General features: G+C 63.3%; 20 protein-coding genes. 11 read left to right on the forward strand and 9 right to left on the reverse strand.

The window, feature by feature from the left end; all coding sequences use genetic code 11:
• Positions 1–2: 2 nt before the first annotated feature.
• On the reverse strand, positions 3–1,199 hold the full coding sequence (locus DXT74_RS19495) for a protein kinase family protein (protein ID WP_194426811.1): 1,197 nt from the start codon (positions 1,197–1,199) through the stop codon (positions 3–5).
• A 95-nt stretch (positions 1,200–1,294) separates the two neighbouring features.
• Between DXT74_RS19495 and DXT74_RS19500 the strand changes: the two genes are divergently transcribed.
• Positions 1,295–2,509, forward strand: a complete 1,215-nt coding sequence (locus tag DXT74_RS19500) for an MFS transporter (protein WP_081556030.1) — start codon at positions 1,295–1,297, stop codon at positions 2,507–2,509.
• A 115-nt stretch (positions 2,510–2,624) separates the two neighbouring features.
• Here the strand turns inward: DXT74_RS19500 and DXT74_RS19505 are convergent, their stop codons facing one another.
• The gene (locus tag DXT74_RS19505; protein ID WP_194426812.1) at positions 2,625–3,074 is read right to left on the reverse strand and encodes a YaiI/YqxD family protein; all 450 of its coding nucleotides are present in this window, start codon (positions 3,072–3,074) and stop codon (positions 2,625–2,627) included.
• Positions 3,075–3,215: 141 nt separating this feature from the next.
• Here DXT74_RS19505 and DXT74_RS19510 point away from each other — a divergent pair, with 141 nt between their 5' ends.
• From DXT74_RS19510 to DXT74_RS19540, 7 genes are all read left to right on the forward strand, one after another.
• On the forward strand, positions 3,216–4,385 hold the full coding sequence (locus tag DXT74_RS19510) for an isovaleryl-CoA dehydrogenase (RefSeq protein WP_194426813.1): 1,170 nt from the start codon (positions 3,216–3,218) through the stop codon (positions 4,383–4,385).
• A 132-nt stretch (positions 4,386–4,517) separates the two neighbouring features.
• The gene (locus DXT74_RS19515; RefSeq protein WP_194426814.1) at positions 4,518–6,116 is read left to right on the forward strand and encodes a carboxyl transferase domain-containing protein; all 1,599 of its coding nucleotides are present in this window, start codon (positions 4,518–4,520) and stop codon (positions 6,114–6,116) included.
• Between the two features lie 18 nt (positions 6,117–6,134).
• A complete protein-coding gene (locus DXT74_RS19520) occupies positions 6,135–6,920 on the forward strand; it encodes an enoyl-CoA hydratase/isomerase family protein (RefSeq protein ID WP_194426815.1) in 786 nt (261 codons plus the stop codon).
• 26 nt (positions 6,921–6,946) lie between these two features.
• Positions 6,947–8,914 (forward strand): acetyl/propionyl/methylcrotonyl-CoA carboxylase subunit alpha, encoded by a 1,968-nt coding sequence (locus DXT74_RS19525; RefSeq protein ID WP_194426816.1) that lies wholly within the window; start codon positions 6,947–6,949, stop codon positions 8,912–8,914.
• A 5-nt stretch (positions 8,915–8,919) separates the two neighbouring features.
• Entirely contained in the window at positions 8,920–9,432 is a 513-nt protein-coding gene (locus DXT74_RS19530) for a GyrI-like domain-containing protein (RefSeq protein WP_194426817.1), read from the forward strand.
• A 12-nt stretch (positions 9,433–9,444) separates the two neighbouring features.
• The gene (locus DXT74_RS19535; RefSeq protein WP_043593852.1) at positions 9,445–10,356 is read left to right on the forward strand and encodes a hydroxymethylglutaryl-CoA lyase; all 912 of its coding nucleotides are present in this window, start codon (positions 9,445–9,447) and stop codon (positions 10,354–10,356) included.
• Between the two features lie 53 nt (positions 10,357–10,409).
• Positions 10,410–12,368, forward strand: coding sequence for an acetoacetate--CoA ligase (locus DXT74_RS19540; RefSeq protein ID WP_194426818.1), 1,959 nt, complete (start codon positions 10,410–10,412; stop codon positions 12,366–12,368).
• A gap of 59 nt (positions 12,369–12,427) precedes the next feature.
• On the opposite strand, the gene DXT74_RS19545 is transcribed toward DXT74_RS19540, so the two are convergent.
• The 4 genes from DXT74_RS19545 to cysS form a co-directional block, all read right to left on the reverse strand.
• Entirely contained in the window at positions 12,428–14,077 is a 1,650-nt protein-coding gene (locus tag DXT74_RS19545) for a glycosyltransferase family 39 protein (protein ID WP_194426819.1), read from the reverse strand.
• 19 nt (positions 14,078–14,096) lie between these two features.
• Entirely contained in the window at positions 14,097–15,023 is a 927-nt protein-coding gene (locus tag DXT74_RS19550; RefSeq protein ID WP_043634309.1) for a hypothetical protein, read from the reverse strand.
• A gap of 280 nt (positions 15,024–15,303) precedes the next feature.
• Positions 15,304–15,519, reverse strand: coding sequence for a 50S ribosomal protein L31 (gene rpmE, locus DXT74_RS19555; RefSeq protein WP_043634312.1), 216 nt, complete (start codon positions 15,517–15,519; stop codon positions 15,304–15,306).
• Positions 15,520–15,641: 122 nt separating this feature from the next.
• A complete protein-coding gene (cysS, locus tag DXT74_RS19560) occupies positions 15,642–17,168 on the reverse strand; it encodes a cysteine--tRNA ligase (protein ID WP_194426820.1) in 1,527 nt (508 codons plus the stop codon).
• 154 nt (positions 17,169–17,322) lie between these two features.
• On the opposite strand from cysS, the gene DXT74_RS19565 reads away from it, so the two are divergent.
• The 3 genes from DXT74_RS19565 (at position 17,323) to DXT74_RS19575 (ending at position 19,651) form a co-directional block, all read left to right on the forward strand.
• Complete coding sequence (locus DXT74_RS19565) at positions 17,323–17,940, forward strand: UPF0149 family protein (protein WP_052370376.1); 618 nt, start codon at positions 17,323–17,325, stop codon at positions 17,938–17,940.
• A 141-nt stretch (positions 17,941–18,081) separates the two neighbouring features.
• Positions 18,082–18,903 (forward strand): undecaprenyl-diphosphate phosphatase, encoded by an 822-nt coding sequence (locus tag DXT74_RS19570; protein WP_081556040.1) that lies wholly within the window; start codon positions 18,082–18,084, stop codon positions 18,901–18,903.
• Between the two features lie 277 nt (positions 18,904–19,180).
• Positions 19,181–19,651, forward strand: a complete 471-nt coding sequence (locus tag DXT74_RS19575; protein WP_048414591.1) for an NUDIX hydrolase — start codon at positions 19,181–19,183, stop codon at positions 19,649–19,651.
• Positions 19,652–19,730: 79 nt separating this feature from the next.
• Here the strand turns inward: DXT74_RS19575 and DXT74_RS19580 are convergent, their stop codons facing one another.
• The 3 genes from DXT74_RS19580 to folD all read right to left on the reverse strand — a co-directional run bounded on the left by DXT74_RS19580 (position 19,731) and on the right by folD (position 22,200).
• Entirely contained in the window at positions 19,731–20,312 is a 582-nt protein-coding gene (locus DXT74_RS19580) for a hypothetical protein (protein WP_194426821.1), read from the reverse strand.
• An 8-nt stretch (positions 20,313–20,320) separates the two neighbouring features.
• Positions 20,321–21,184, reverse strand: a complete 864-nt coding sequence (gene purU / locus DXT74_RS19585) for a formyltetrahydrofolate deformylase (protein ID WP_019100234.1) — start codon at positions 21,182–21,184, stop codon at positions 20,321–20,323.
• Between the two features lie 164 nt (positions 21,185–21,348).
• Positions 21,349–22,200, reverse strand: coding sequence for a bifunctional methylenetetrahydrofolate dehydrogenase/methenyltetrahydrofolate cyclohydrolase FolD (gene folD / locus DXT74_RS19590; RefSeq protein ID WP_043634333.1), 852 nt, complete (start codon positions 22,198–22,200; stop codon positions 21,349–21,351).
• Positions 22,201–22,373 lie beyond the last annotated feature (173 nt).

The following is a 22,373-nucleotide window of genomic DNA, read 5'->3' on the forward strand; positions in this document are numbered from 1 at the left end:
TTCTAGAGAGCGGGCCAGATCTGGGACTTATTACGCCGAACGGCGTGAAAAAACGCATCCATACGGACCGCGGCGGCGGCATGCTTGTCCAAAAGGCCATCCACGGCGGCGGGAAAGATTCTACGATATCCCCGCAAATAATCGTCCAACGACTCGACCCAATCGCCGACGCCAAACCAGTCATGCCGTCCATAGGCATGGGCGATAAGACAATGAACCAAGCTAAGAGACGCGCAGGCGGCGTCATAGCCGCGATGGGCGGCGAGAAAATCCGCCTCATCGCCACTCAATACGAAACGATCCGACAACGCCAGACCAAAGTCGCTTAAATAAATCCGCTCGCCATCCGTCAGCAAATTAGCGAAATGCAAATCAAAATGCGCCACCCCCATCTCGCGCAGATCAGCACACAACGCCTCTAACTGCCGCTCTATCTGTAGGATGGCCGAGGCGGCGGACTCCCCCTGCCCCACTTTGCTGCCCAGCCACTGAAACAACGTCTGCGGAACATACTCCATGAACAAGAACAAAGACGAGGAGCTGTCCTGAATCGCCATCACTCTGCGCCGGATCGCCTCATCCCCATCCCAATACGCGCAGTATGTCTCCAGGCTTTCCCAAGCAGCCAGGCTGATGCCGGTCGGTTCATCTCGCAAAACGCGCCAATGGTATAGCAGCGGGCAGCACGGAGTGTCGCCCCGCCGCGCCTGTTCGCTGACCAAGCGGTGAGCAGCCAGCTCCCGCCATGCGCCAAAACCGACGGAACCGATGCCGTATTGGTAACGCAGCGGCAATTCAAAGTGATTTTCCGTCGACAAACATCGGGAAGGCTCTAGCTCCAGATCCGTCAGCGCTATCCGTTTGACGAACACCGGCCTTCCATCCAGCCGTACCAACGCCCCCCGGCCTCCCATCCCGACATGAACCGGATCGCCGTTGGCCACCACGCGTTTGATTGTTTCATCGGACATCCGCCCCAAGCCGTCCGATAGGGCGTCGAACCCCTGCCGTCTCTTATCGGCCTTAACCATAATGCTCTTCAATGCCTTCCAAGAAATCAGGCAAGGTAGATCATCCCGCCAGCCATTAAGTTCACCCCTTGAACCCGCCGCGATCCCACCGCAGCAGCACAGCCCTGCGAACAGGCGAAAATCCCCTTTCCAAGCCCAGTCATTGACGCCTCCGAATCTGCACTTCATTCCGCGCCGCCTGCATCTCATGCCGCCGCCACGCCCCCTACATAAGCACAGGCTTATAGTCACACTAACAGTAATGACTTTAAGCGAGCAGCGCCATGAACGCCTCAAACTCTATCCGCTACCGTACCCTGGCCGGCACCGTCCTCACCCAGTTCGCCCTAGGCTCCGTTTATACCTGGAGCCTGTTCAACGCCCAACTCTCCGCCAAGCTGTCCGAGCCGGTCAGCCAAGTGGCTTTCGCCTTCGGCCTGCTGAGCCTGGCGCTGGCGGTGGCCTCCTCGCTGGCCGGCAAATTGCAGGAACGCTTCGGCGTGCAGCGCGTCACCCTGGGCGCCGGCCTGATGCTGGGCCTGGGCTTCTTCCTCACCGCCCAGGCCAATAATCTGGTCATGCTTTACCTTTGCGCCGGCGTGCTGGTGGGCCTGGCCGACGGCGCCGGCTACCTGCTGACGCTGTCCAACTGCGTCAAATGGTTCCCGGAACGCAAGGGCCTGGTGTCCGCCTGCGCCATCGGCGCTTACGGCCTGGGCAGCCTGGGCTTCAAATACATCAATCTGGCGTTGCTGGCCCGCTTCAGCCTGGAAACCACTTTTGAACTGTGGGGCCTGATCGCCATGACCATGGTGGTGGCCGGCAGCCTGCTGATGCGGGACGCGCCGCAGCAACAAGCCGCCGCGCAGCAGAACGCCAGCCATGACTACACGCTGGCCGAGGCGATGCGCCAGCCGCAGTACTGGATGCTGGCGCTGATGTTCCTGACCGTGTGCATGAGCGGCCTGTACGTGATCGGCGTGGCCAAGGACATCGGCGAAAGCTATGTGCACCTGCCGACGCTGACCGCCGCCAACGCCGTGGCGGTCATCGCGGTGGCTAATCTGTCCGGCCGCCTGGTGCTGGGCATCCTCTCCGACAAGATGCCGCGCATCCGGGTCATCACCATCGCCCAGATTGCCGCGCTGGCCGGCATGCTGACCTTGTTGTTCGTGCCCTTGAACGCCACCCTGTTCTTCCTGGCCATCGCCTGCGTCGCCTTCAGCTTCGGCGGCACCATCACCGTCTATCCGTCGCTAGTCAGCGATTTCTTCGGCCTCAACAACCTGACCAAGAACTACGGCGTGATCTATCTGGGCTTCGGCATCGGCAGCATCGTCGGCTCCATCGTCGCCTCGCTGTTCGGTGGTTTCCTGGCCACCTTCCACCTGATCCTGGCGCTGTTGATCGTCGCGCTGTTGTTCTCGCTGACCATTCGTCAGCCGGGCGCCGCCAAGGACGAGGCATTCGAAGCCGAGCCGCATCTGGGCAAAGCCTGATTCCCGCGCCGCTCTCTGCAACGCCCCCGCTTGGGGGCGTTGTTGTTGGGGAACCGGGAGGAATCCCTGGCAGGGATCGCCTGCGGCGCCCCACTCCTCCACAACAGCTGCCGCCTCAGCCCCGCCGCTTGGCCAGCCAGATATCCAACTGATGGGCGAAAGCCTGGCGGTCCGCCTGACTCAAGGGCGGCGGGCCTTCGGTCTGCACACCGCTGGCGCGCAGCGTGTCCATGAAATCCCGCATCGTCAGCTGCGCGGCGATGGTGTCCGGCGAATACACGTCGCCGCGCCAGTTCAGCGCCTGCGCGCCCTTGCCCAAGGCCTCGGACGCCAAGGGGATGTCCCCGGTGATCAAGAGATCGTTCGCCGCAATGCGGCGGACAATCTCGTTGTCCGCCACGTCAAAACCCTTGGGAACCTGCAAGGCGCGGATGTTGGGCGCTTTCGGCACCGCCAATAGCTGATTGGCGACAAACACCAGCTCCACGCCGGTGCGCTGCGCCGCCCGGCACAATGTTTCGCGGATCACCTTGGGACAGGCGTCCGCGTCCACCCATATCGTCATTGTCTGTTCTCTGCATGCAAACCAGGCCATGATAACGGTTTCGCGCCGGTTTCCGTCGCCGCCATGTTGACGCTTACGTAAACGTAAGCAATGATAGAGCATATCACGCGAAATACGCGCGCCCATCAGAGGAGAGAAACCATGTACAGCAGCCTGCGCTTCGCCTTTGGCGACACCTACGACATGTTGCGCGAAACCGCGCGCGACTTCGCCCAAAGCGAAATCGCCCCGCGCGCCGCCGACATCGACCGCGACAACCTGTTCCCGGCCGACCTGTGGCGCAAGTTCGGCGATCTGGGCCTGCTGGGCATGACGGTGGACGAGCAATACGGCGGCACCCAAATGGGCTATCTGGCCCATATGATCGCCATGGAAGAAATCAGCCGCGCCTCCGCCTCGGTGGGCCTGTCCTATGGCGCGCACTCCAATCTCTGCGTCAACCAAATCCACAAAAACGGCAACGACGAGCAAAAAAGCCGGCTACTGCCCAAGCTAGTGTCCGGCGAGCATGTCGGCGCGCTGGCGATGTCAGAGCCCAACGCCGGCTCCGACGTGGTCAGCATGAAGCTGAAGGCGGACAAGGCCGACGGCGGCTACCTGCTCAACGGCAGCAAAATGTGGATCACCAACGGCGGCGACGCGGATGTGATGGTGGTGTACGCCAAGACCGACGTCAACGCCGGCGCCAAGGGCATCACCGCCTTCATCGTGGAGCGCGGCTTCGCCGGCTTCAGCCATGGCAGCAAGCTGGACAAGCTGGGCATGCGCGGCTCCAACACCTACCCCATCTTCTTCGACAACTGTTTCGTGCCGGAGTCCAATGTGCTGGGCGGCGAAGGCAACGGCGTCAAGGTGCTGATGAGCGGCCTGGACTACGAACGCGCGGTGCTGGCCGCCGGCCCGCTGGGCATCATGCAGGCCTGCATGGATATCGCGGTGCCGTATCTGAACGACCGCAAGCAGTTTGGCCAGGCCATCGGCGATTTCCAGCTGATGCAGGGCAAACTGGCGGATATGTACGTCAAGCTGTCCGCCAGCCGCGCCTATGTCTACGCGGTGGGCCAGGCGCTGGACCGCGGCGAAACCGGCCGCCAGACCCGCAAGGACGCCGCCGGCGCCATCCTGTACGCGGCGGAAGGCGCCACCCAGATGGCGCTGGACGCCATCCAGTGCCTGGGCGGCAACGGCTACATCAATGAATACGCCACTGGCCGCCTGCTGCGCGACGCCAAGCTGTACGAGATCGGCGCCGGCACCAGCGAGATTCGGCGTTGGTTGATTGGGCGCGAGCTGATGGCGGAAACCCGGTAGTCGCGGCGGATAAAATGCCTGATGCCTCGTTGCGCAGCCTTGCCTCAGGCCTTTTCTCCCGCCGCACTCGGCCGCACTCCAGCAAGACTTGACAGTGCGCCTCGTCGATAGCGAATGACAAGGTAAAACGATATGCCCATCCTCGAATCCAAACTCTCGCCGCGCGCGGCGGATTTCCAGGCCAACGCCGACAAGATGCGCGCGCTGGTAGCCGATCTGCGCGACAAGGTGGCCAAGGCCGCGCTGGGCGGCGGCGACAAGGCGCGCGCCAAGCACGCCGCCCGCGGCAAGCTGCTGCCGCGCGAACGCATCGATCTGCTGCTGGACCCCGGCGCGCCTTTTCTGGAACTGTCCCAGCTGGCCGCCTTCGGCATGTACGACGACGACGCGCCCGGCGCGGGCCTGATCAGCGGCATCGGCCGCATCGCCGGCGTGGATTGCCTGATCATCGCCAACGACGCCACGGTGAAGGGCGGCACCTATTACCCGATGACGGTGAAGAAGCATTTGCGCGCCCAGGAAATCGCGCGCGACAACCGTCTTCCCTGCGTGTATCTAGTTGATTCCGGCGGCGCCTTCCTGCCCTTGCAGGACGAGGTGTTTCCGGACCGCGAGCACTTCGGGCGCATCTTCTACAACCAGGCCAATCTATCCGCCGCCGGCATTCCGCAAATTGCGGTGGTAATGGGCAGTTGCACCGCCGGCGGCGCTTATGTCCCGGCAATGTCAGATGAAACCGTCATCGTCAAGGAACAAGGCACCATCTTCCTGGGGGGCCCGCCGCTGGTGAAGGCGGCCACCGGCGAAGTGGTGACGGCCGAAGAACTGGGCGGCGGCGATGTGCACGCCCGCGTGTCCGGCGTGGCCGACCACCTGGCGCAAAACGACGCCCACGCACTATCCATCGCCCGCCGCATCGTGTCCAGCCTCAACTGGCGCAAACAGGGCGAGCTGGACCGTGCCGAACCGCGTCCGCCGCGCTACGCCGCCGAGGAGATCTACGGCGTGATCCCGGCGGACCCAAAAAAACCCTTCGACGTGCGCGAAATCATCGCCCGGCTGGTGGACGATTCCGAGTTCGACGAGTTCAAGCAGAACTACGGCGCCACCCTGGTCACCGGCTTCGCCCGCCTCAACGGCTACCGCGTCGGCGTCATCGCCAACAACGGCATCCTGTTTTCCGAATCCGCGCTCAAGGGCGCGCACTTCGTCGAGCTGTGCTGCCAGCGCGGCATTCCGCTGCTGTTCCTGCAGAACATCACCGGCTTCATGGTGGGCAAGAAGTACGAGAACGGCGGCATCGCCAAGGACGGCGCCAAGCTGGTCACCGCCGTGGCCTGCGCCCGCGTGCCCAAGTTCACCGTGCTGATAGGCGGCAGCTTCGGCGCCGGCAACTACGGCATGTGCGGCCGCGCTTATTCGCCGCGCTTCCTGTGGATGTGGCCCAATAGCCGCATCTCGGTGATGGGTGGCGAACAGGCGGCCGGCGTGCTGGCCCAGGTGAAGAAAGAACAACTGGGCGACGCCTTCGGCCCCGAGCAGGAACAAGCGCTGAAAGGACCGGTGCGCGAACAATACGAACGCCAGGGCCACCCCTATTACGCCAGCGCGCGGCTGTGGGACGACGGGGTGATAGACCCGGCGCAAACCCGCGAAGTGCTGAGTCTGGCGCTGGAGGCGGCCCTGTCCGCCCCGGTGGAAAGCACGCGCTTCGGCGTGTTCCGGATGTGACGGCGAGAGGCGATACCGATGAGCTACACCACGCTTGAAATCGAACACAGCGGCAAGACCGCGACGATCTGGATGAACCGGCCGGACATCCACAACGCGATGAACGAAACCCTGATCGCCGAGCTGACCGCCGCCTTCACCCATCTGCAATTGCAGGCGGACTGCCGCGTCATCGTGCTGGCCGGCCGCGGCAAGAGCTTTTCCGCCGGCGCGGATCTGGACTGGATGCGCCGCGCCGCCGGTTACAGCGAGGAGCAGAACCTGGCCGACGCTCAGCGGCTGGCCGCCATGCTCAAGAGCGTCTACCGCAGCAAAAAGCCGGTGATCGCCCGCATCCACGGCGCGGCGCTGGCCGGCGGCACCGGCCTGGCGGCGGTCTGCGACGTGGCCATCGCCACCGAGGCCGCCAAGTTTGGCCTGACCGAGGTGAGGCTGGGCCTGGTGCCGGCCACCATCGGCCCCTATGTGGCCGACGCGATAGGCTGGCGTCAGGCGCGGCGTTATTTCCTGTCCGCCGAGCGCATAGACGCCGCCACGGCGCTGCGCATCGGCCTGGTGCACGAGGTGGTGCCAGCCGAGGCGCTGGACGCGCGCGTGGCCGACATTGCCGAGGCGCTGGCCCAGGGCGCGCCGCAGGCGCTGTCCTCGGCCAAGGACTTGCTTGCCATGCTGCGCGAGGGCTCGCCCTGGGACGATCAATTGCTGGAGGACACCGCCGGTCAGATCGCCAGCGTTCGCGCCGGCGCCGAGGCGCGCGAGGGCCTGGCCGCTTTCTTCGACAAACGGCCGCCCAACTGGTCATGACGCGAACAAGAAACAAGGGACGGACCATGTTCAATAAAATACTGATCGCCAACCGCGGCGAGATAGCATGCAGGGTGATCAAGACCGCGCGCGCGCTCGGCATCGCCACCGTCGCCGTTCATTCCGACGCCGACGCCGACGCCCGCTTCGTCAAACTGGCCGACGAAGCCTACCGGCTGGGCCCCGCTCCGGCGGCGAACTCCTATCTGCGCGGCGACTTGATCCTGGACATCGCCCGCCGCAGCGGCGCGCAAGCCATCCACCCCGGCTACGGCTTCTTGTCCGAGAACGAGGACTTCGCCGCAGCCTGCGAAGCCGCGGGCATCGCCTTCATCGGCCCGCCCGCCTCCGCCATCGCCGCGATGGGCAGCAAATCCGCGGCCAAGGCGCTGATGGAACAGGCCCGGGTGCCGCTGGTGCCCGGCTATCACGGCGAGCGCCAGGAACCGGACTTCCTGCGCGGCCAGGCCGACGCCATCGGCTACCCGGTGCTGATCAAGGCCAGCGCCGGCGGCGGCGGCAAGGGCATGCGCATCGTGGACGCTTCCGCGGACTTCGAAGCGGCGTTGGCCTCCTGCCAGCGCGAAGCGCGCGCCAGCTTCGGCGACGACAAAGTGCTGGTGGAGAAATACCTGCCGCGCTCCCGCCATGTGGAAATCCAGGTGTTCGCCGACCGCCAGGGCCAATGCGTGTATCTGTTCGAGCGCGATTGCTCCGTGCAACGCCGCCATCAGAAAGTGCTGGAGGAAGCGCCTGCGCCGGACTTGCCGCCGGCCACCCGCGAAGCAATGGGCGCGGCCGCCTGCGCCGCCGCGCGCGCGGTGGGCTATGTCGGCGCCGGCACCGTGGAATTCATCATGGAAGTGCTGGCCGACGGCAGCCCCGGCCGCTTCTTCTTCATGGAAATGAACACCCGGCTGCAGGTGGAACACCCGGTCACCGAGATGGTCACCGGGCAAGACCTGGTGGCCTGGCAACTGGCCGTCGCCAGCGGCCTGCCGCTGCCCTTGAGCCAAGAGCAGCTGCGCATCAACGGCCACGCCATCGAGGCGCGCATCTACGCCGAAGACCCGGACAAGGGTTTCCTGCCCGCCACCGGCACCCTCTATCACTTGCGCGCGCCGGCGGAATCCGACGTCGTGCGCATCGACACCGGCGTGGCCGCCGGCGACAGCATCTCGCCCTTCTACGACCCGATGATCGCCAAGCTCATCGTCTGGGGCGAGGACCGCGTCCAGGCGCTGCAGCGGCTGGACGCGGCCTTGGCCGACTACCAAGTGGCCGGCGTCACCACTAATATTCCCTTCCTGCGCCGCATCGTGCAGCACGCCAGCTTCGCCGGCGGCCAGGTGGACACCGGCCTGATTGCCCGCCATCACGACGCGCTGCTGCCGCCGCCAAGCGCGCCCGACGCCGAACAACTGGCGCTGCTGGCCCTGGCCGAAGCGCTGCCCGCGCCCGACGGCTACCCGGTGGCCGCCGGCTGGCGGCTCAACGGCGCGCTCAGCCGCAAGCTCGTTTTCCACATCGACGGCCAAGACTACCCTGCGACGCTGTGCCATCAGGGCGACAGCTTCGAGATCCTAGCCGCCGGCCGCCACTTCTCCGCCGCCGGCCGCCTGGACGGTGGAACGCTGCGCGCGCGGCTGGACGGCAAACAACTGGAAGCCGCCGTCGCCCGCAACGGTCAACAACGAGTGCTGTTCGCCGCCGGCCGCCGGCTAGAGGCGCAGTGGCTGGACCCGCTGGCGGTGGCCGCCGAGGAGGTACACGGCGAAACCCATTTGAAAGCGCCAATGCCGGGCCGCATCGTCGCCCTATTGGCCGCCACCGGCACTAAGCTCAACAAGGGCGACCCGCTGCTGATCCTGGAGGCGATGAAGATGGAGCACACCATCCCCGCGCCGGCGGACGGCGTGGTCAAGGCTTTCTATTTCGGCACCGGCGAGCAGGTCAACGACGGCGACGAACTGGTCGACTTCGAAGCGGAGTGAACCTCATGGACCCCATCATCATCAATCACCCCGGCTTGAACCTCGCCGGCTACAGCATCGCCACCCGGATGGAGAACGGCGACAACCTGCGCCAGATCCCCGAGTTCTGGGGTGAATACGCGGCCACGCTGCGCCAGCCGCTGCTGGCGGCGCTGGGCCGCGCCGACGCCGTCGAATACGGGCTGATCCACGACTTCGACCCGGACACGGGCCGCTTCGGCTATATGATAGGGATGGAATGCGCGCAGCCTTTGCCGCTGCCACCCGGCTGCGAGCAGCGGCGCACGCCGCCGGCCAAGTGCGCGGTGTTCACCACCCAGCCGGCCGGCAGCGACGCCGAGTTCGGCCAGGCGATCCAGGCCGCCTGGCGCTACATCATGCAGGACTGGCTGCCGGCGTCTAAACAATGGGAACAAGCGCCGCTGGGCACCTTCGAGCGCTACGACGGACGCTGCGCGCCGGACCAGCCTCAACGCCAGATGGATATCTACATCCCGGTGCAGCCGCGCCGCCGCTAACGGAGAGCCGAAGTGCCGCATGTGAAGATTGTGGAAGTGGGTCCGCGCGACGGACTGCAAAACGAAAAACAGCCGCTGTCCACCGCGGTCAAGCTGGAGCTGATCCGCCGCCTGGCCGCCAGCGGCCTGCGCAGCATAGAAGCCGGCGCCTTCGTCTCGCCCAAATGGGTGCCGCAGATGGCCGGCAGCGCCGAGGTGCTGGCCGGCCTGGACCTGGCCGGGCCGGTTTCCTACCCCGTGCTGGTGCCCAATGAACAGGGGATGGAGGCCGCCTTGGACGCCGGCGCGCGTGAAATCGCCGTGTTCGGCGCCGCCAGCGAAAGCTTCAGCCGGCGGAATATCAACGCCAGCATCGCCGAAAGCCTGCAACGCTTCGCCCCGGTCATGGCGCGCGCGCAGGCGGCCGGCGTGCCGGTGCGCGGCTATGTGTCTTGCGTAGTCGGCTGTCCTTACGAAGGCCGCATCGCGCCGGCCAAGGTGGCGGAAGTGGCCGCGCGCCTGCTGGACATGGGCTGTTATGAAATATCGCTGGGCGACACCATAGGCGTGGGCACGCCGTCCAGCGTGCTGGCGATGCTGGACGCAGTGAGCAAGGCTGTGCCAATCACACAGCTTGCCGGCCACTTTCACGACACTTACGGCATGGCGATCAGCAATATTCATGCGTGTTTGAACGCGGGAATGATGACATTCGATTCTTCTGTTGCCGGCCTTGGCGGCTGCCCTTATGCTCAGGGAGCTTCCGGCAACGTCGCCACCGAAGACGTGGTTTACCTGCTGCACGGCGAGGGCCACGATACCGGCGTCGATTTGGCCGCGCTGGTGGATACGGCCTGGTTCATCGCCGACGCGCTGGGCAAACCGCCGGCCTCCAAGCTGGCTTACGCCTTTGCCGACAAACGCGCCGCCAAACCGGAGCAATAACAAGCCGCCGCCCGTCCATGGGCCGGCGCGCGGAGAAAATATCAGGAGAAAGCATGACCCCCGACACGCCCATCTGGACCCCCTCCGCCGGCCGCCTGGCCGGCGCCCACCTGACCGCCTTCACCAAGCTGGCCGAGCTGGCCTATGACCGCAAGCTAAACGGCTACGCCGAGCTGTGGCGCGCCAGCGTGGCCGATCCGGCCCGCTTCTGGTCGTTGGTCTGGGATTACTGCGGCGTGATCGGCGACAAGGGTTCAACGGCGCTGAGCGACGGCGACAATATGCTGGCCGCCCGTTTCTTTCCGGAAGCGCGGCTGAGCTACGCCGAAAACCTGCTGCGCCGCAACGACGACGGCGACGCGTTGGTGTTCTGGGGCGAGGACAAGCTGCAACGGCGCTGGAGCTGGCGCGAGCTGCGCGCCCAAGTGTCGCTGCTGCAGCAAGCCATGCGCGGCGCCGGCATCCAGGCAGGCGACCGCGTGGCGGGCTTCATGCCCAATATGCCGGAAACCATCGCCGCCATGCTGGCCGCCAACAGCCTGGGTGCGGTGTGGACCAGCTGTTCTCCGGACTTTGGCGTGGACGGCGCAGTGGAACGCTTCGGCCAGACCGAGCCCAAGCTGTTGTTCTGCCCGGACGGCTACTGGTACGCCGGCAAGGCGGTGGACATCCGCTCCAAGATGGCGTCGCTGGCGGAGGCGCTGCCCTCGGTTCGGCAAATCATCGTGGTGCCGTATCTGGGCGAAACCGGCGTGTTCGCGGAAAACGTGCCCAAGGCCGTTACCCTGACGGATTTCACCGCCGCGTATCAAGCGCAAGCGCTGCACTTTGAACGGCTGCCGTTCAGGCACCCGCTGTTCATCCTGTATTCCAGCGGCACCACCGGCAAACCCAAGTGCATCGTCCACGGCGCCGGCGGCACCCTGCTGCAGCATCTGAAGGAACAGCAGCTGCACGGCGACGTGCACCACGGCGACCGCCTGTTCTACTTCACCACCTGCGGCTGGATGATGTGGAACTGGCTGGCGTCCGGCCTGGCTTCCGGCGCGGCGCTGATGTTGTTCGACGGCTCGCCCTTCGTCGGCGAAGGCCGCACGCTGTGGGACTATGCCGAGCGGCAACGCTTCACGCACTTCGGCACCTCGGCCAAATACATAGACGGCCTGCGCAAGAGCGGCATCGTGCCGGCCAGGGAATGGAAGCTGGATTCGCTGCGCGCAGTGTTCTCCACCGGCTCGCCGCTGGTGGCGGAAAGCTTTGACTGGGTCTACGCCAACATCAAGACCGACATCAATCTGGCCTCGGTGTCCGGCGGCACCGACATCGTGTCCTGCTTCGCGCTGGGCTGCGCCAGCCTGCCGGTCTATCGCGGCGAGTTGCAATGCCGCGGCCTGGGCATGGCGGTGGACATCTACAACGAGTACGGCCGCCCGGTGCGCGGCGAGAAGGGCGAACTGGTGTGCACCCGCCCCTTCCCGTCAATGCCGGTGGGCTTCTGGAACGACGCCGACGGCGGCAAGTACCGCCAAGCTTATTTCGGCCGTTTCGACAATATCTGGTGCCACGGCGACTACGCCGAACTCACCGCCCACGACGGCATGATCATCTACGGCCGCTCCGACGCAGTGCTCAACCCCGGCGGCGTGCGCATCGGCACTGCCGAAATTTACCGCCAGGTGGAGGCTTTCGACGAGGTGCTGGAGAGCATCGCCGTCGGCCAGCAATGGCAGGACGACGAGCGCGTGTTGCTGTTTGTGCGTCTGCGCGCCGGCGCGCGGCTGGACGAAGACCTGCAGCAGCGGATCAAGGCACAGATCAAAACCGGCGCCAGCCCGCGCCACGTGCCGGCCAAGATCATCGCCGTCTCCGACATTCCCAAAACCATCAGCGGCAAGATCGTCGAACTGGCGGTGAAAAACGTGATCCACGGCCAACCGGTCAGCAACGTCACCGCGCTGGCCAACCCGGAAGCGCTGAAGCTGTTCGAGAACCTGGAAGAACTGCAAAGCTGAACCGGCGCGCAGTCAATGAAAAACCCCCGCATTCATGAATAAATGCGGGGGTTTTCTTGCTAATGCGGATGAATACGCCGCAACAGCGCAAACATCATGTTCTGCTCGCGCGGCCGGGAGCCGTACCACAATACCTCCCAGCCCGGCTCGGCAATGCCCTCGTCCTCAGAGCGCACCACCAGTTGGTAGTCGCAAGGCGAGGCGTTGCCCGCTGGATAGGGCACCAGATCCAGGCCGGCGTAATAGCGCCAACTGATCAGCGCCAGCTGATTGCGGCTCTCGGTCGCCACGCAGGCGGCGTTGGCCGGCAGCGCCTTCATCATCCGCTCCACCACCGGCCGGTAGCTCTTGGCGGCGTCGAACCAAGGCAGCCACAAGGTCATGCCCAAGCCCCACAGCAGGGTCAGGCCCGCCGCCCAGTTGCTGATGGCCTGACGGCCGCGCAAATGTTTGCGCGTCAACGCCCACAGCCACACCAGGGTGGCGATCACCGCGCACACCGCAGCCAAGCTGGAGACATGGGCTTGGTAATACGGGCTGAAGTACTGGGCGCGCCCGGCCAGGCCCCGCGGCCAGCCAAAGTTCATCGCCGCCCAGCCCGACCACACCAGCAGGGCGAAGAAGCCGAAGGTCATCAGGCCGAACCAGTTGAGGAAGGCCGCCGCGCCGCGCTTGAGGTTGTCCAGCTCCACCGCCGCCAGCAAGGACAGCGGCAGCAGCAGCGGCATAGCGTAGGTCATATTGGGCCGGCTGGACAAGGTCAGCAGAATCAGCACCACGGCGAAGAACATCAGCGGCAGTTGCAAGCGCGCCTGATCCAGCCTCTCCCGGTTGCGGTACAGGGTCCAGCCGGCCAGCGGCCAGGCCGGGAACGCGAACCACAGGGCGTTCAGGCTGTAGTAGCCGAAGTCGTGAAACAGCTGCACCCGGCCGAAGCCGTTGAGCTGTCCCAGCGAGTAGTCGTTCCACCAGAGGCTGAATGCGTCCGGATGGCTCTTGGCCAGCGCCAGCGGCCACACCAAGGAAGTGGGCGCGGCGATCAACAGCGCCAGCAGCACGGTGATTGCATACTGCTTGCTGCGCCAGGCGGAGAAGGCCGGCAGCAGCAACACCACCATCCACAGCAACATCAGCTCCATCAGGCTGGCGCTGAGGAAGATCGCCGCGCTGGCCGCGCCCAGTAAAGCGCCGGCCATGCCGGGCGACCTCAGGGTTAAGGACAAGGCGTAGAAGGCGGCCGCGAAACCGGCGAAGCCGGCCACCACCGAGGTGAGCTGATGGCCGGTTTCCACCAGGCCTACGCAACCTATCAGCACCATCACCACGCTGCGGCCGTGACGGCGGCCGATCAGGTCGCGGCCGGCCATGCCGGCCAGCAGCAAGGCCAGGGCCATGAACAAGGGCGTGGCCAGCCGCGCCGCGTCGTGCGGCGCCAACAACCAGGGAGACAGCAGCTTGACCATGATGGCCGCCACCCAATAGTACAAGGGCGGGCTATCCAGATAGGGCGCGCCTTGCACCGTGGGCAACAGCCAATTGCCGGTGTCCAGCATGCCCTGCACCGCCGCCAGCACGAAGGGTTCGTCCGGCTTCCATGGGTCGTGGCCTATGATGCCCGGCCACAGCCAGACAAAACACAACAGCAGCAAGATCCACGGTTTTTCCGTGGGCTTGGCCAGAGTTTGGGATTGTTCCGAATAAGTGAGCATGAGTCTCGTTCAAACGGTTTCAATCGGCCGACGGCAATGCGCCGCGCAGCCGGGCGATCAGAATGCGCCAATCCACCTTGCGCTTGGAAATGGAATTGCGCAGTTTGTTGCGGCGGCGCTGGCGCTTATGTTCGGGATCGGCCTGTATCGTCTTCAAGCGCGACTCGTCCCAGGCGAATTCGCCGCAGTACTCGGCCTGACGCGCCACGTCCCATCCCGGTTCCATGCCGGCGAACACCTCCGCCAAGTAGAGCGGCGCCTCGTAACTGTAGTTCCAGTAGTGGTGCAGCGCATCCCCCAGCGCCAGCGGCTCGCGGCCGTCGCAGGCCACCAGCGACCAGGCCAGCTGCTCGGTCCAGTTGCGCGCTTCCACGCGCGGCAGAAGGAAGTCGTTGACGCGCAAGGCGGTTTCGAAGAAGGGCACCATGTCGGCGGAAGCGCCGACCACGCCGGCGTTCCACATCGCCAGGCCCCGGACGTCGGCCACCCCCATCTTGCGCAGCTCGGCGCCGTGCTTGTCCACCGCGGCAAGATAGTCCGGGAAGAAGCCGGGACCAAACACGCCTTCGTTGACGTGCATGCAGCTGGCCTTCCCCTCTTCCAGCCGGGCGAACAACTCGTCCGGCACGCGCAGCCAGCGGGTGTCACAGTCCACGTACAGCACGGCGGTGCCTAGTTCGCGCGCCGCCTTCAACATCACTTCCAGCTTGATGCGGTGCACATAGTCGAACTGGCCGCGATAAGCTTGCAATTGCGCCCGGCTCAAGGTCTCCGTGCGGACCAGCGGGTGCGCGGGCACGCTGTCCGGCGCGTCGGTGTACACCATGATCTTCACGTCCTGCCGCTGCTGCTTCAGCAGCAAGTGCAACAGGCTCAACACGGAAAAGCGGGTCTGGTCGTAGTATTTCTTGCCGCCGTGGGACAGATAAACGATGTGGATCGCCATGGCCTCAACCTTGCAGATGTGGATACGCGCGCGGCCGGCGGGGATCTGCCAGGATCCTGCGCCGCCGGCGCGCCGGAATCATAGAGCCGGTTTACAATCCGCTGCGCGTCGGCGATAGGCCGTTGAAAACGCCTTCGAAATGCTCATGTACCGTGTGTACATTCCGCTTTCTCAGTCGTTTTCGCCTTGTCTCGCTCTTGCTCGCTAGACCGTCAACAGACTCTTATAGAAAAAAGGCAGCCTGGGCTGCCTTTTTCTGGGTGTCCAACTCGCTCCGCGCTTAGCGCTTGAAGAAGCCGCCGAACTTTTGGTTGAACTTGTCAACGCGACCGGCGGTGTCGACGATCTTCTGCTTGCCGGTGTAGAACGGGTGGCAGTTGGAGCAAACTTCAATGCCGAACGCGTCCTTGGACATGGTCGACTTGGTCACGAACTGGCTACCGCAGGAGCAGGTAACGGTCAGATCTTTGTAATTCGGGTGAATATCGGTTTTCATGTGTCTTCCTTTCAAATCGGGTACAGGGGATTTGCCTGTACTGCTTGCGAAACTATCGATTATCCGCGCTTTGCCGCCGCTTGACAAGTGCCAAATCCACTGTCAACCACGGCGGCGACCACTCAGGCGCGACGCCAGATGGTACCCTGCGCGCCGTCCTCCAGCACAATGCCCTTGGCGATCAATTCATCGCGGATACGGTCGGATTCGGCCCAGTTTTTGGCCGCGCGCGCGTCCTTGCGCGCCTGGATCAACGCCTCCACCTCCTCGGCCGTCAACTCGCCGGCGCTGACGCCGCCCTTGAGGAAATCTTCCGGGTCGCGCTGCAGCAAGCCCAAAACCAAACCCAAACGGCACAATACATAACCCCACTCGGCTTGAGTACGCCCCTGCGAACTAAACACTTTAGAGGCGCATTCAAACAAAACTGCCACTGCATTGGATGTATTGAAATCATCATCCATAGCCTTAATAAACCGTTGAACATACTCTTTCATATGCTCTCGTGCAGGCAGAGAAACAGTCTCATTACCATCACCACGCCGTCCTACCAAATCACTAAGGGCCTTTGGCTCAGCATCCAATCCAAAGCAATCAACCTCCGTCAATAACTCTTGAATTTTCCACGTATGGGATAGTTTTTTGACAACACCCTCGTTATAAATCCGACCGACCTTAGACAAAGCAAGGTAAAGCTTTGTCAGCCCATGTTTGGCATCTGCGAGAATGCTATCGGTGTAGTTCACCGGGCTGCGGTAATGGCTGCGCACGATGAAGAAGCGGATCACCTCGCCGTCGAAATGGCCCAGCACGTCGCGAATGGTGAAGAAGTTGCCCAGCGATTTGGACATTTTCTCGCCGTCGACGTTGATGAAGCCGTTGTGCAGCCAGTAATTGACGTACTGATGACCGTGAGCGCCCTCGGACTGGGCGATTTCGTTCTCATGGTGCGGGAACTGCAGGTCCTCGCCGCCGCCGTGGATGTCGAAATGCTCGCCCAGATGGTGGCAGCTCATCACCGAGCACTCGATGTGCCAACCCGGACGCCCCGGCCCCCACGGGCTCTCCCAGGACGGCTCGCCCGGCTTGGCGGCCTTCCACAGCACGAAGTCCAGCGGGTCGCGCTTGTGCGGGTCCACATCCACTCGCTCGCCGGCGCGCAGCTTGTCCAGGGTGCGGCCGGACAGTTTGCCGTAGCCCTCGAACTCGCGCACAGCGTAATACACGTCGCCGTTGTCGGCGGCGTAGGCCTTGCCGTTGGCGATCAGCTTTTCAATCAAGGCCACCATGCCCGGCACGTGATGGGTGGCGCGCGGTTCGAAGGTGGGCGGCAACAGGCCCAGCGCCGCGGCGTCCTGATGCATCTCGGCGATGGTCTCTTCCACCAGTTGCTGCGGCAGAATGCCGCGCTCGGCGGCGCGCTTGATGATTTTGTCCTCGATATCGGTGATGTTGCGCACGTAAGTGACGTCGTAGCCGGACGCGTTCAGCCAGCGGTAGATCACGTCGAAGGCCGTCAGCATGCGCGCATGACCTATATGACAGAGGTCGTACACCGTCATGCCGCACACGTACATACACACCTTGCCGGGCTCGATGGGTTTGAACTCTTCTTTCTGGCGGGTCAGGGTGTTATACACGGTCAACATGATGGAAACCTATTAGAGGTTGGGTCAAAAAAGAACAATTGTAACAGAGCCGTCAAGCCCTCCGCATCGCGATTGTAAAGCGCCGCGCGGCTGGCGATGCGCTTCGCCGCCAGATGGCGGATAATGGGCTTTTTCCCCCTAGCCCTGGTCCGCCATGAGCCATACCCCGCTTTCCGACGCCGACTACCAACGCCTGGCCGCCATCTTGAACCGCTTTCTGCCGCAGCAGGGCATGAATCTGGAACGCCTGGACGGCTTTTTCGCCGCCCTGCTCAGCGGTCCGGAACCAATCAAGCCAACCGAATGCCTGCCCATCATCATCGGCGAAGCCTTCGACGACGACTCCGCCTTTCCCAGCGACAAAGCGCTGGAACAGTTCGCCAAGCTATTGATGGGGCATTGGCTGGACATCTCCGCCGCGCTGCGCGAGAACGACGCCTTCCAACCCTGGCTGGAACAGGATGCCGCCGGCGAGCTGCACGGCAATGATTGGGCCGAGGGCTTCTCCGAAGGCATGCAGTTGCTGAACGAGGACTGGGGCCTGCTGTTCGATGACCCGGAACACGCGCCGCTGTTGGAGCCCATCCTGACCCTGGCTTTCGAACGCAATCCGGACCCGGAAGTGCAAGTTCCCGCGCTGACGCCGACGCAACGCGAGCAGTGCCTGTCCGCACTGTCAGAATCCGTGCATGGCATTCACCGCTTCTTCGCCGCCATCCGCCGGCGTCTGGAGGAAGAGGAGCAGGAACTGGAGCGCCGGCAGCAGCACTGAGAGCCCGTTCAAAGTCGCGCGCAAGAGCGAGGCAAGGCCTTGTAGGCTTTGGACAGGTTCGGATCCGGTCAACCAGTCCGCGGCGGCTACGTTGATAAGCAGGCCGGCTCTAGCCGCTCACCCACCGCCACAGGACCCGTCATGAACCCTATCGAAGCCCTGCTGTTCGCCATCATCCAAGGCGTCAGCGAACTTTTTCCCATCAGCAGCCTGGGGCACGGCGTGCTGATTCCAGACTGGCTGCACTGGTCCATCAACCGCACAAGCCCGGACTTTCTGCCCTTCATGGTGGTACTGCATTTGGGCACCGCCGCCGCTCTGCTGCTCTATTTCCGCCGCGATTGGCTGAGGTTGATAGGCGGCTTCCTCAAGGCCGGAGGCAAAGCCAACAACCCGGAAGCCCGGCTCATGTGGCTGTTGATCGCGGGCACCATTCCCGCCGGCCTGCTGGGCCTGCTGTTGGAGAAACAACTACGCGCGCTGTTCGCCAGCGCCACCGCGGTGCTGATCTTCCTCAGCCTGAACGGCCTGCTTCTGCTGTGGGGAGATCGCCTGAAACGGAAACAATCCCACCTTGACCTGGACAAGCTGAGCTTGTCCGGCGCCATCAAGATCGGAGCCGGACAAGCCCTGGCGTTGCTGCCCGGCTTCTCCCGCTCGGGCGCCACCCTGGTGGCCGGCCTCGCTCACGGCCTGGATTACGCCTCGTCCGCGCGCTTCTCTTTTCTGCTGGCCACCCCCATCATCGCCGCCGCCGGCGTGCTGGAAGTGCCCAAACTGGCGCACAGCCAAGCTTCGGCGGGGCTGCTGCTGGGCTGCGGCCTGTTGTCCGGCGCATGCGCTTACGCCAGCACGGCTTTTTTGATGCGCTATTTCAAAAAAAGCGAGATCGAATCCTTGCGGCCATTTGGCTACTACTGCCTACTGGTGGGTCTGGGCGGCCTGCTGATCAAGCTGATTTAAGAGCCTGTTTACGATCTGTTGCGCTGTAGCGATACCGCAATACGTGGCTCACCGAGTGCGGCTTGCCTCCACTTAAGCAGCAAGATAGCAAGCACGCGCCAAATACTTCAATCCTGTTTTCCAAAACGAATACTATTGCAAAAAATTGCATTCTGATCATATATTTGAACAAATTATGAGCACAGCTTATTGGACTGATCGGTCTAGTGCTTTAGAATCGGATAAATAAGATCCAGGGCCACTCTCGATAGTGGCCCTAACTAATTTTTTTTGAAGAATGAGTGTTTTGGAAGAAAAAAGAAACGAGCGCCTGCCCGCGGACTTGGCCAGGCGCGCAACCGCCATTATCGAACTACCCGATGGCGTGCTGGTCACTGCGGCCAAAGGCGGCCGCTACAATCTTCCTGGCGGCAAGGCCGCCCGCGGCGAACTGCGCTCCCAGGCGCTGATCCGTGAAGTGCGGGAAGAAACCGGCTTGCGCATCAACTCCATGCTGTACCTGTTCGATCACATCACCCCGTTCAACGCGCACAAGGTTTACCTCTGCATTGCGCAGGGCCAGCCGCGCCCGCAGGGAGAGATCGAACGCATCGCGCTGGTATCGTCGCCGGACACCGATATGGATTTGTTCATCGAAGGCCGCGCCATCCTGCGCCGCTACGCTCGGCTACGCGGCGAGGTCACCGCCAAGGGCGACGCGCTGCGCGCGCTGCTGGGGCTGGCCCGCTATATCGCCAAGGTGGATTGAACCGCCTGAACGCATCGCGCCATGCAAAACAGGACATGCCAAGGCATGTCCTGTTGCTTTTCCAAGCCATCTTTCAGATTCAGATGTCGGTTGTAGGCGCCGAGCCCTCTACTCCGCGCGCGGTGTCGGCCACGCCGGCAGGCAAATCCACCCAGCCCGCCGCAGAACCCAGCGACAAAGCCCCGGCCAGCAGTACCATGGCCACCGGCGCGAACAACAATACGCCCAACGCCACCCGCAGCCGATGAATGCCGGACACCACGGCCAGCGCGTTGACCAGCACCAGGATGCCGAAGATGGACAGCACCGCGTTGACCGCCAGCGCCGCGTCGTCCGGCAACCAGCTGGTCAGCGGTTCAATGAACTGCAGACCGCTGGCCACCGCCACCAGGCCGAACAGCGAGCCATGACCGTCCCATTTGGCAAAACGCAGCCATAAACCGATGAAGCTGGCGAAACACAGGGTTTCCGCCAAGGTGAACAGCACCATGAACAGCATGCGCCCGGTCAGGTTGTTGCCCAGCTCGGCCGTGTCCGCGCTGGCCACCAGGCCCAGCGCGATCAGAAACAGCAGGGTCTGCCAGCGCGGATACTGATACTCGTCCAGGGGCTTGACCCGGAAGCGAAGCAAATCCACCACATCGTCAATCAGCAGGCGCATGTCCGCTCTCAGTCAAAGACTACCGTCTTGTTGTTATAGGACAGCACGCGGTTATCCATATGCCAGCGCACGGCGCGCGACAGCACCACCTTCTCCAGATCGCGGCCTTTCTGGATCAAGTCGTCCACCTCGTCGCGATGAGAAATGCGGGTGACTTCCTGCTCAATGATCGGGCCTTCGTCCAGATCCTCGGTCACATAGTGGCTGGTGGCGCCGATCAGCTTGACCCCGCGCGCAAAAGCGCGGTGGTAGGGCTTGGCTCCGTCGAAGGCGGGCAGGAAACTGTGATGGATGTTGATCACCCGGTCCGGATACCGCTCGACGAACTTGTGCGACAGAATCTGCATATAACGAGCCAGCACGATGAAGTCCACGCCGGCCTCTTCCAGCAAGCGGAACTGCTCGGCCTCGGCCTCGGCCTTATTGTCCTTGGTGACCTTGATCACATGGAAAGGGATGCCGTTGAACTCCACCAGCCTGCGGCAGGTTTCGTGGTTGGAAATCACCAGTGGAATCTCGCAGTCCAGTTCGCCGATGCGCCAGCGGTGCATCAGGTCCACCAGACAGTGCTCGTACTGCGACACGAAGATGGCCATCCGCGGCTTGCGGGTGGACAGCGATACTTTCCAGTTCATCGCGTGCTCGTCGGCAATCGGCTGGAAGGCGGCGGCGAAATTCTCCATCGGCAGGGTGAAACCGTTCACATCCCACTGCACCCGCATCAGGAACAGGTTTTCGCTGGTGTCCTGATGCTGGTCCGCGTGCATGATGTTGGCGTTGTAGGTCATCAGGAAATTGGCGATCGCCGCCACTAGGCCCTTCTTGTCCGGCGCGCTGATCAACAGCGTGGCCGACTGCTTGTCTTGACTCATGATCGGATTCTGCTTACTACGAACTAAAACCGTCGATTTTACGATAGCCGGGCCGCCATCGTCTCGCTTTGTTTGCAAGCATTTGCCATCAAGCACGCCGATAAAACAAAAACGCCGCCGCCACGGCTGCGGCGACGGCGTTTTCGGCTGAACGAACGCGCCGTTCAAGCATGCATATTGGCGGAATCCAAGGTGTTTTGCAGCAAGGTGGCCACCGTCATCGGCCCCACGCCGCCCGGCACCGGGGTGATGAAGCCGGCGCGTTCGGCCGCCGAGGAGAATTCCACGTCGCCGCACAGCTTGCCGCTGTCCAGCCGGTTGATGCCCACGTCGATCACCACCGCGCCCGGCTTGATCCATTCGCCCTTGACGAAGTTAGGAATGCCCACCGCCGCCACAACGATGTCGGCCGCGGCCACTTCAGCGGCCAGATCGGCGGTGGCACTGTGACACACCGTCACCGTGGCGCGCGCCAGCAGCATTTCCAAGGCTTGGGGACGGCCAACGATATTGGAGGCGCCGACGATCACCGCCTTCTTGCCCTTGGGATCAATGCCGTACTCTTCCAGCAGCGTCATCACGCCGCGAGGAGTGCACGGCCGCAGCAAGGGCATCTTGATCGCCAGCCGGCCCATATTGTAGGGATGGAAGCCGTCAACATCCTTTTTAGGATCGATGCGCTCGATCACCGCCTGCGGATCAATCTGCTTGGGCAGCGGCAGCTGCACCAGAATACCGTCGACATCCGCGTCGGCGTTCAAGCGATCGATGATATCCAGCAGTTCCTGTTGGCTGGTGCCGGCCGGCAAGTCGTAGGCCAAGGAACGGATGCCGGCTTTCTCGCAGGAGCGCTTCTTGCTGCCCACGTACACCGCGGACGCCGGGTCCTCGCCCACCAGAATCACCGCCAGCGCCGGGGCGCGCTTGCCCGCGGCCAGGCGCGCCTGCACGCCCTCGCCCACCTGGGCGATCAGTTTTTCCGCTACCGCTTTGCCGTCAATCAGTTGTGCTGCCATGGGCCGGTTCCATAAAGAAGCTGAAAAAGAAGGCGCATATTCTCGCATTTTTCGGCCACTTCCGAAATGCCGCTGCGCAACAAAACTTACTTAACATCAAGATAAATAAAGGGAACTACCACCTCCTCCGCCACGCGGCCAATATTGCGCCCCAGAACGGCCGCAATTTAATT

This window comes from Chromobacterium sp. Rain0013, assembly GCF_015291765.1.
In the GTDB taxonomy this organism is placed as follows: domain Bacteria; phylum Pseudomonadota; class Gammaproteobacteria; order Burkholderiales; family Chromobacteriaceae; genus Chromobacterium; species Chromobacterium haemolyticum.

Excerpts from the sequence above, each read along its gene's own strand:
- DXT74_RS19495 (WP_194426811.1), bottom strand. The coding sequence starts at position 1,199 with ATGAAGTGCAGATTCGGAGGCGTCAATGACTGGGCTTGGAAAGGGGAT.
- DXT74_RS19500 (WP_081556030.1), top strand. The coding sequence starts at position 1,295 with ATGAACGCCTCAAACTCTATCCGCTACCGTACCCTGGCCGGCACCGTC.
- DXT74_RS19505 (WP_194426812.1), bottom strand. The coding sequence starts at position 3,074 with ATGACGATATGGGTGGACGCGGACGCCTGTCCCAAGGTGATCCGCGAA.
- DXT74_RS19510 (WP_194426813.1), top strand. The coding sequence starts at position 3,216 with ATGTACAGCAGCCTGCGCTTCGCCTTTGGCGACACCTACGACATGTTG.
- DXT74_RS19515 (WP_194426814.1), top strand. The coding sequence starts at position 4,518 with ATGCCCATCCTCGAATCCAAACTCTCGCCGCGCGCGGCGGATTTCCAG.
- DXT74_RS19520 (WP_194426815.1), top strand. The coding sequence starts at position 6,135 with ATGAGCTACACCACGCTTGAAATCGAACACAGCGGCAAGACCGCGACG.
- DXT74_RS19525 (WP_194426816.1), top strand. The coding sequence starts at position 6,947 with ATGTTCAATAAAATACTGATCGCCAACCGCGGCGAGATAGCATGCAGG.
- DXT74_RS19530 (WP_194426817.1), top strand. The coding sequence starts at position 8,920 with ATGGACCCCATCATCATCAATCACCCCGGCTTGAACCTCGCCGGCTAC.
- DXT74_RS19540 (WP_194426818.1), top strand. The coding sequence starts at position 10,410 with ATGACCCCCGACACGCCCATCTGGACCCCCTCCGCCGGCCGCCTGGCC.
- DXT74_RS19545 (WP_194426819.1), bottom strand. The coding sequence starts at position 14,077 with ATGCTCACTTATTCGGAACAATCCCAAACTCTGGCCAAGCCCACGGAA.
- DXT74_RS19550 (WP_043634309.1), bottom strand. The coding sequence starts at position 15,023 with ATGGCGATCCACATCGTTTATCTGTCCCACGGCGGCAAGAAATACTAC.
- rpmE (WP_043634312.1), bottom strand. The coding sequence starts at position 15,519 with ATGAAAACCGATATTCACCCGAATTACAAAGATCTGACCGTTACCTGC.
- cysS (WP_194426820.1), bottom strand. The coding sequence starts at position 17,168 with ATGTTGACCGTGTATAACACCCTGACCCGCCAGAAAGAAGAGTTCAAA.
- DXT74_RS19565 (WP_052370376.1), top strand. The coding sequence starts at position 17,323 with ATGAGCCATACCCCGCTTTCCGACGCCGACTACCAACGCCTGGCCGCC.
- DXT74_RS19570 (WP_081556040.1), top strand. The coding sequence starts at position 18,082 with ATGAACCCTATCGAAGCCCTGCTGTTCGCCATCATCCAAGGCGTCAGC.
- DXT74_RS19575 (WP_048414591.1), top strand. The coding sequence starts at position 19,181 with ATGAGTGTTTTGGAAGAAAAAAGAAACGAGCGCCTGCCCGCGGACTTG.
- DXT74_RS19580 (WP_194426821.1), bottom strand. The coding sequence starts at position 20,312 with ATGCGCCTGCTGATTGACGATGTGGTGGATTTGCTTCGCTTCCGGGTC.
- purU (WP_019100234.1), bottom strand. The coding sequence starts at position 21,184 with ATGAGTCAAGACAAGCAGTCGGCCACGCTGTTGATCAGCGCGCCGGAC.
- folD (WP_043634333.1), bottom strand. The coding sequence starts at position 22,200 with ATGGCAGCACAACTGATTGACGGCAAAGCGGTAGCGGAAAAACTGATC.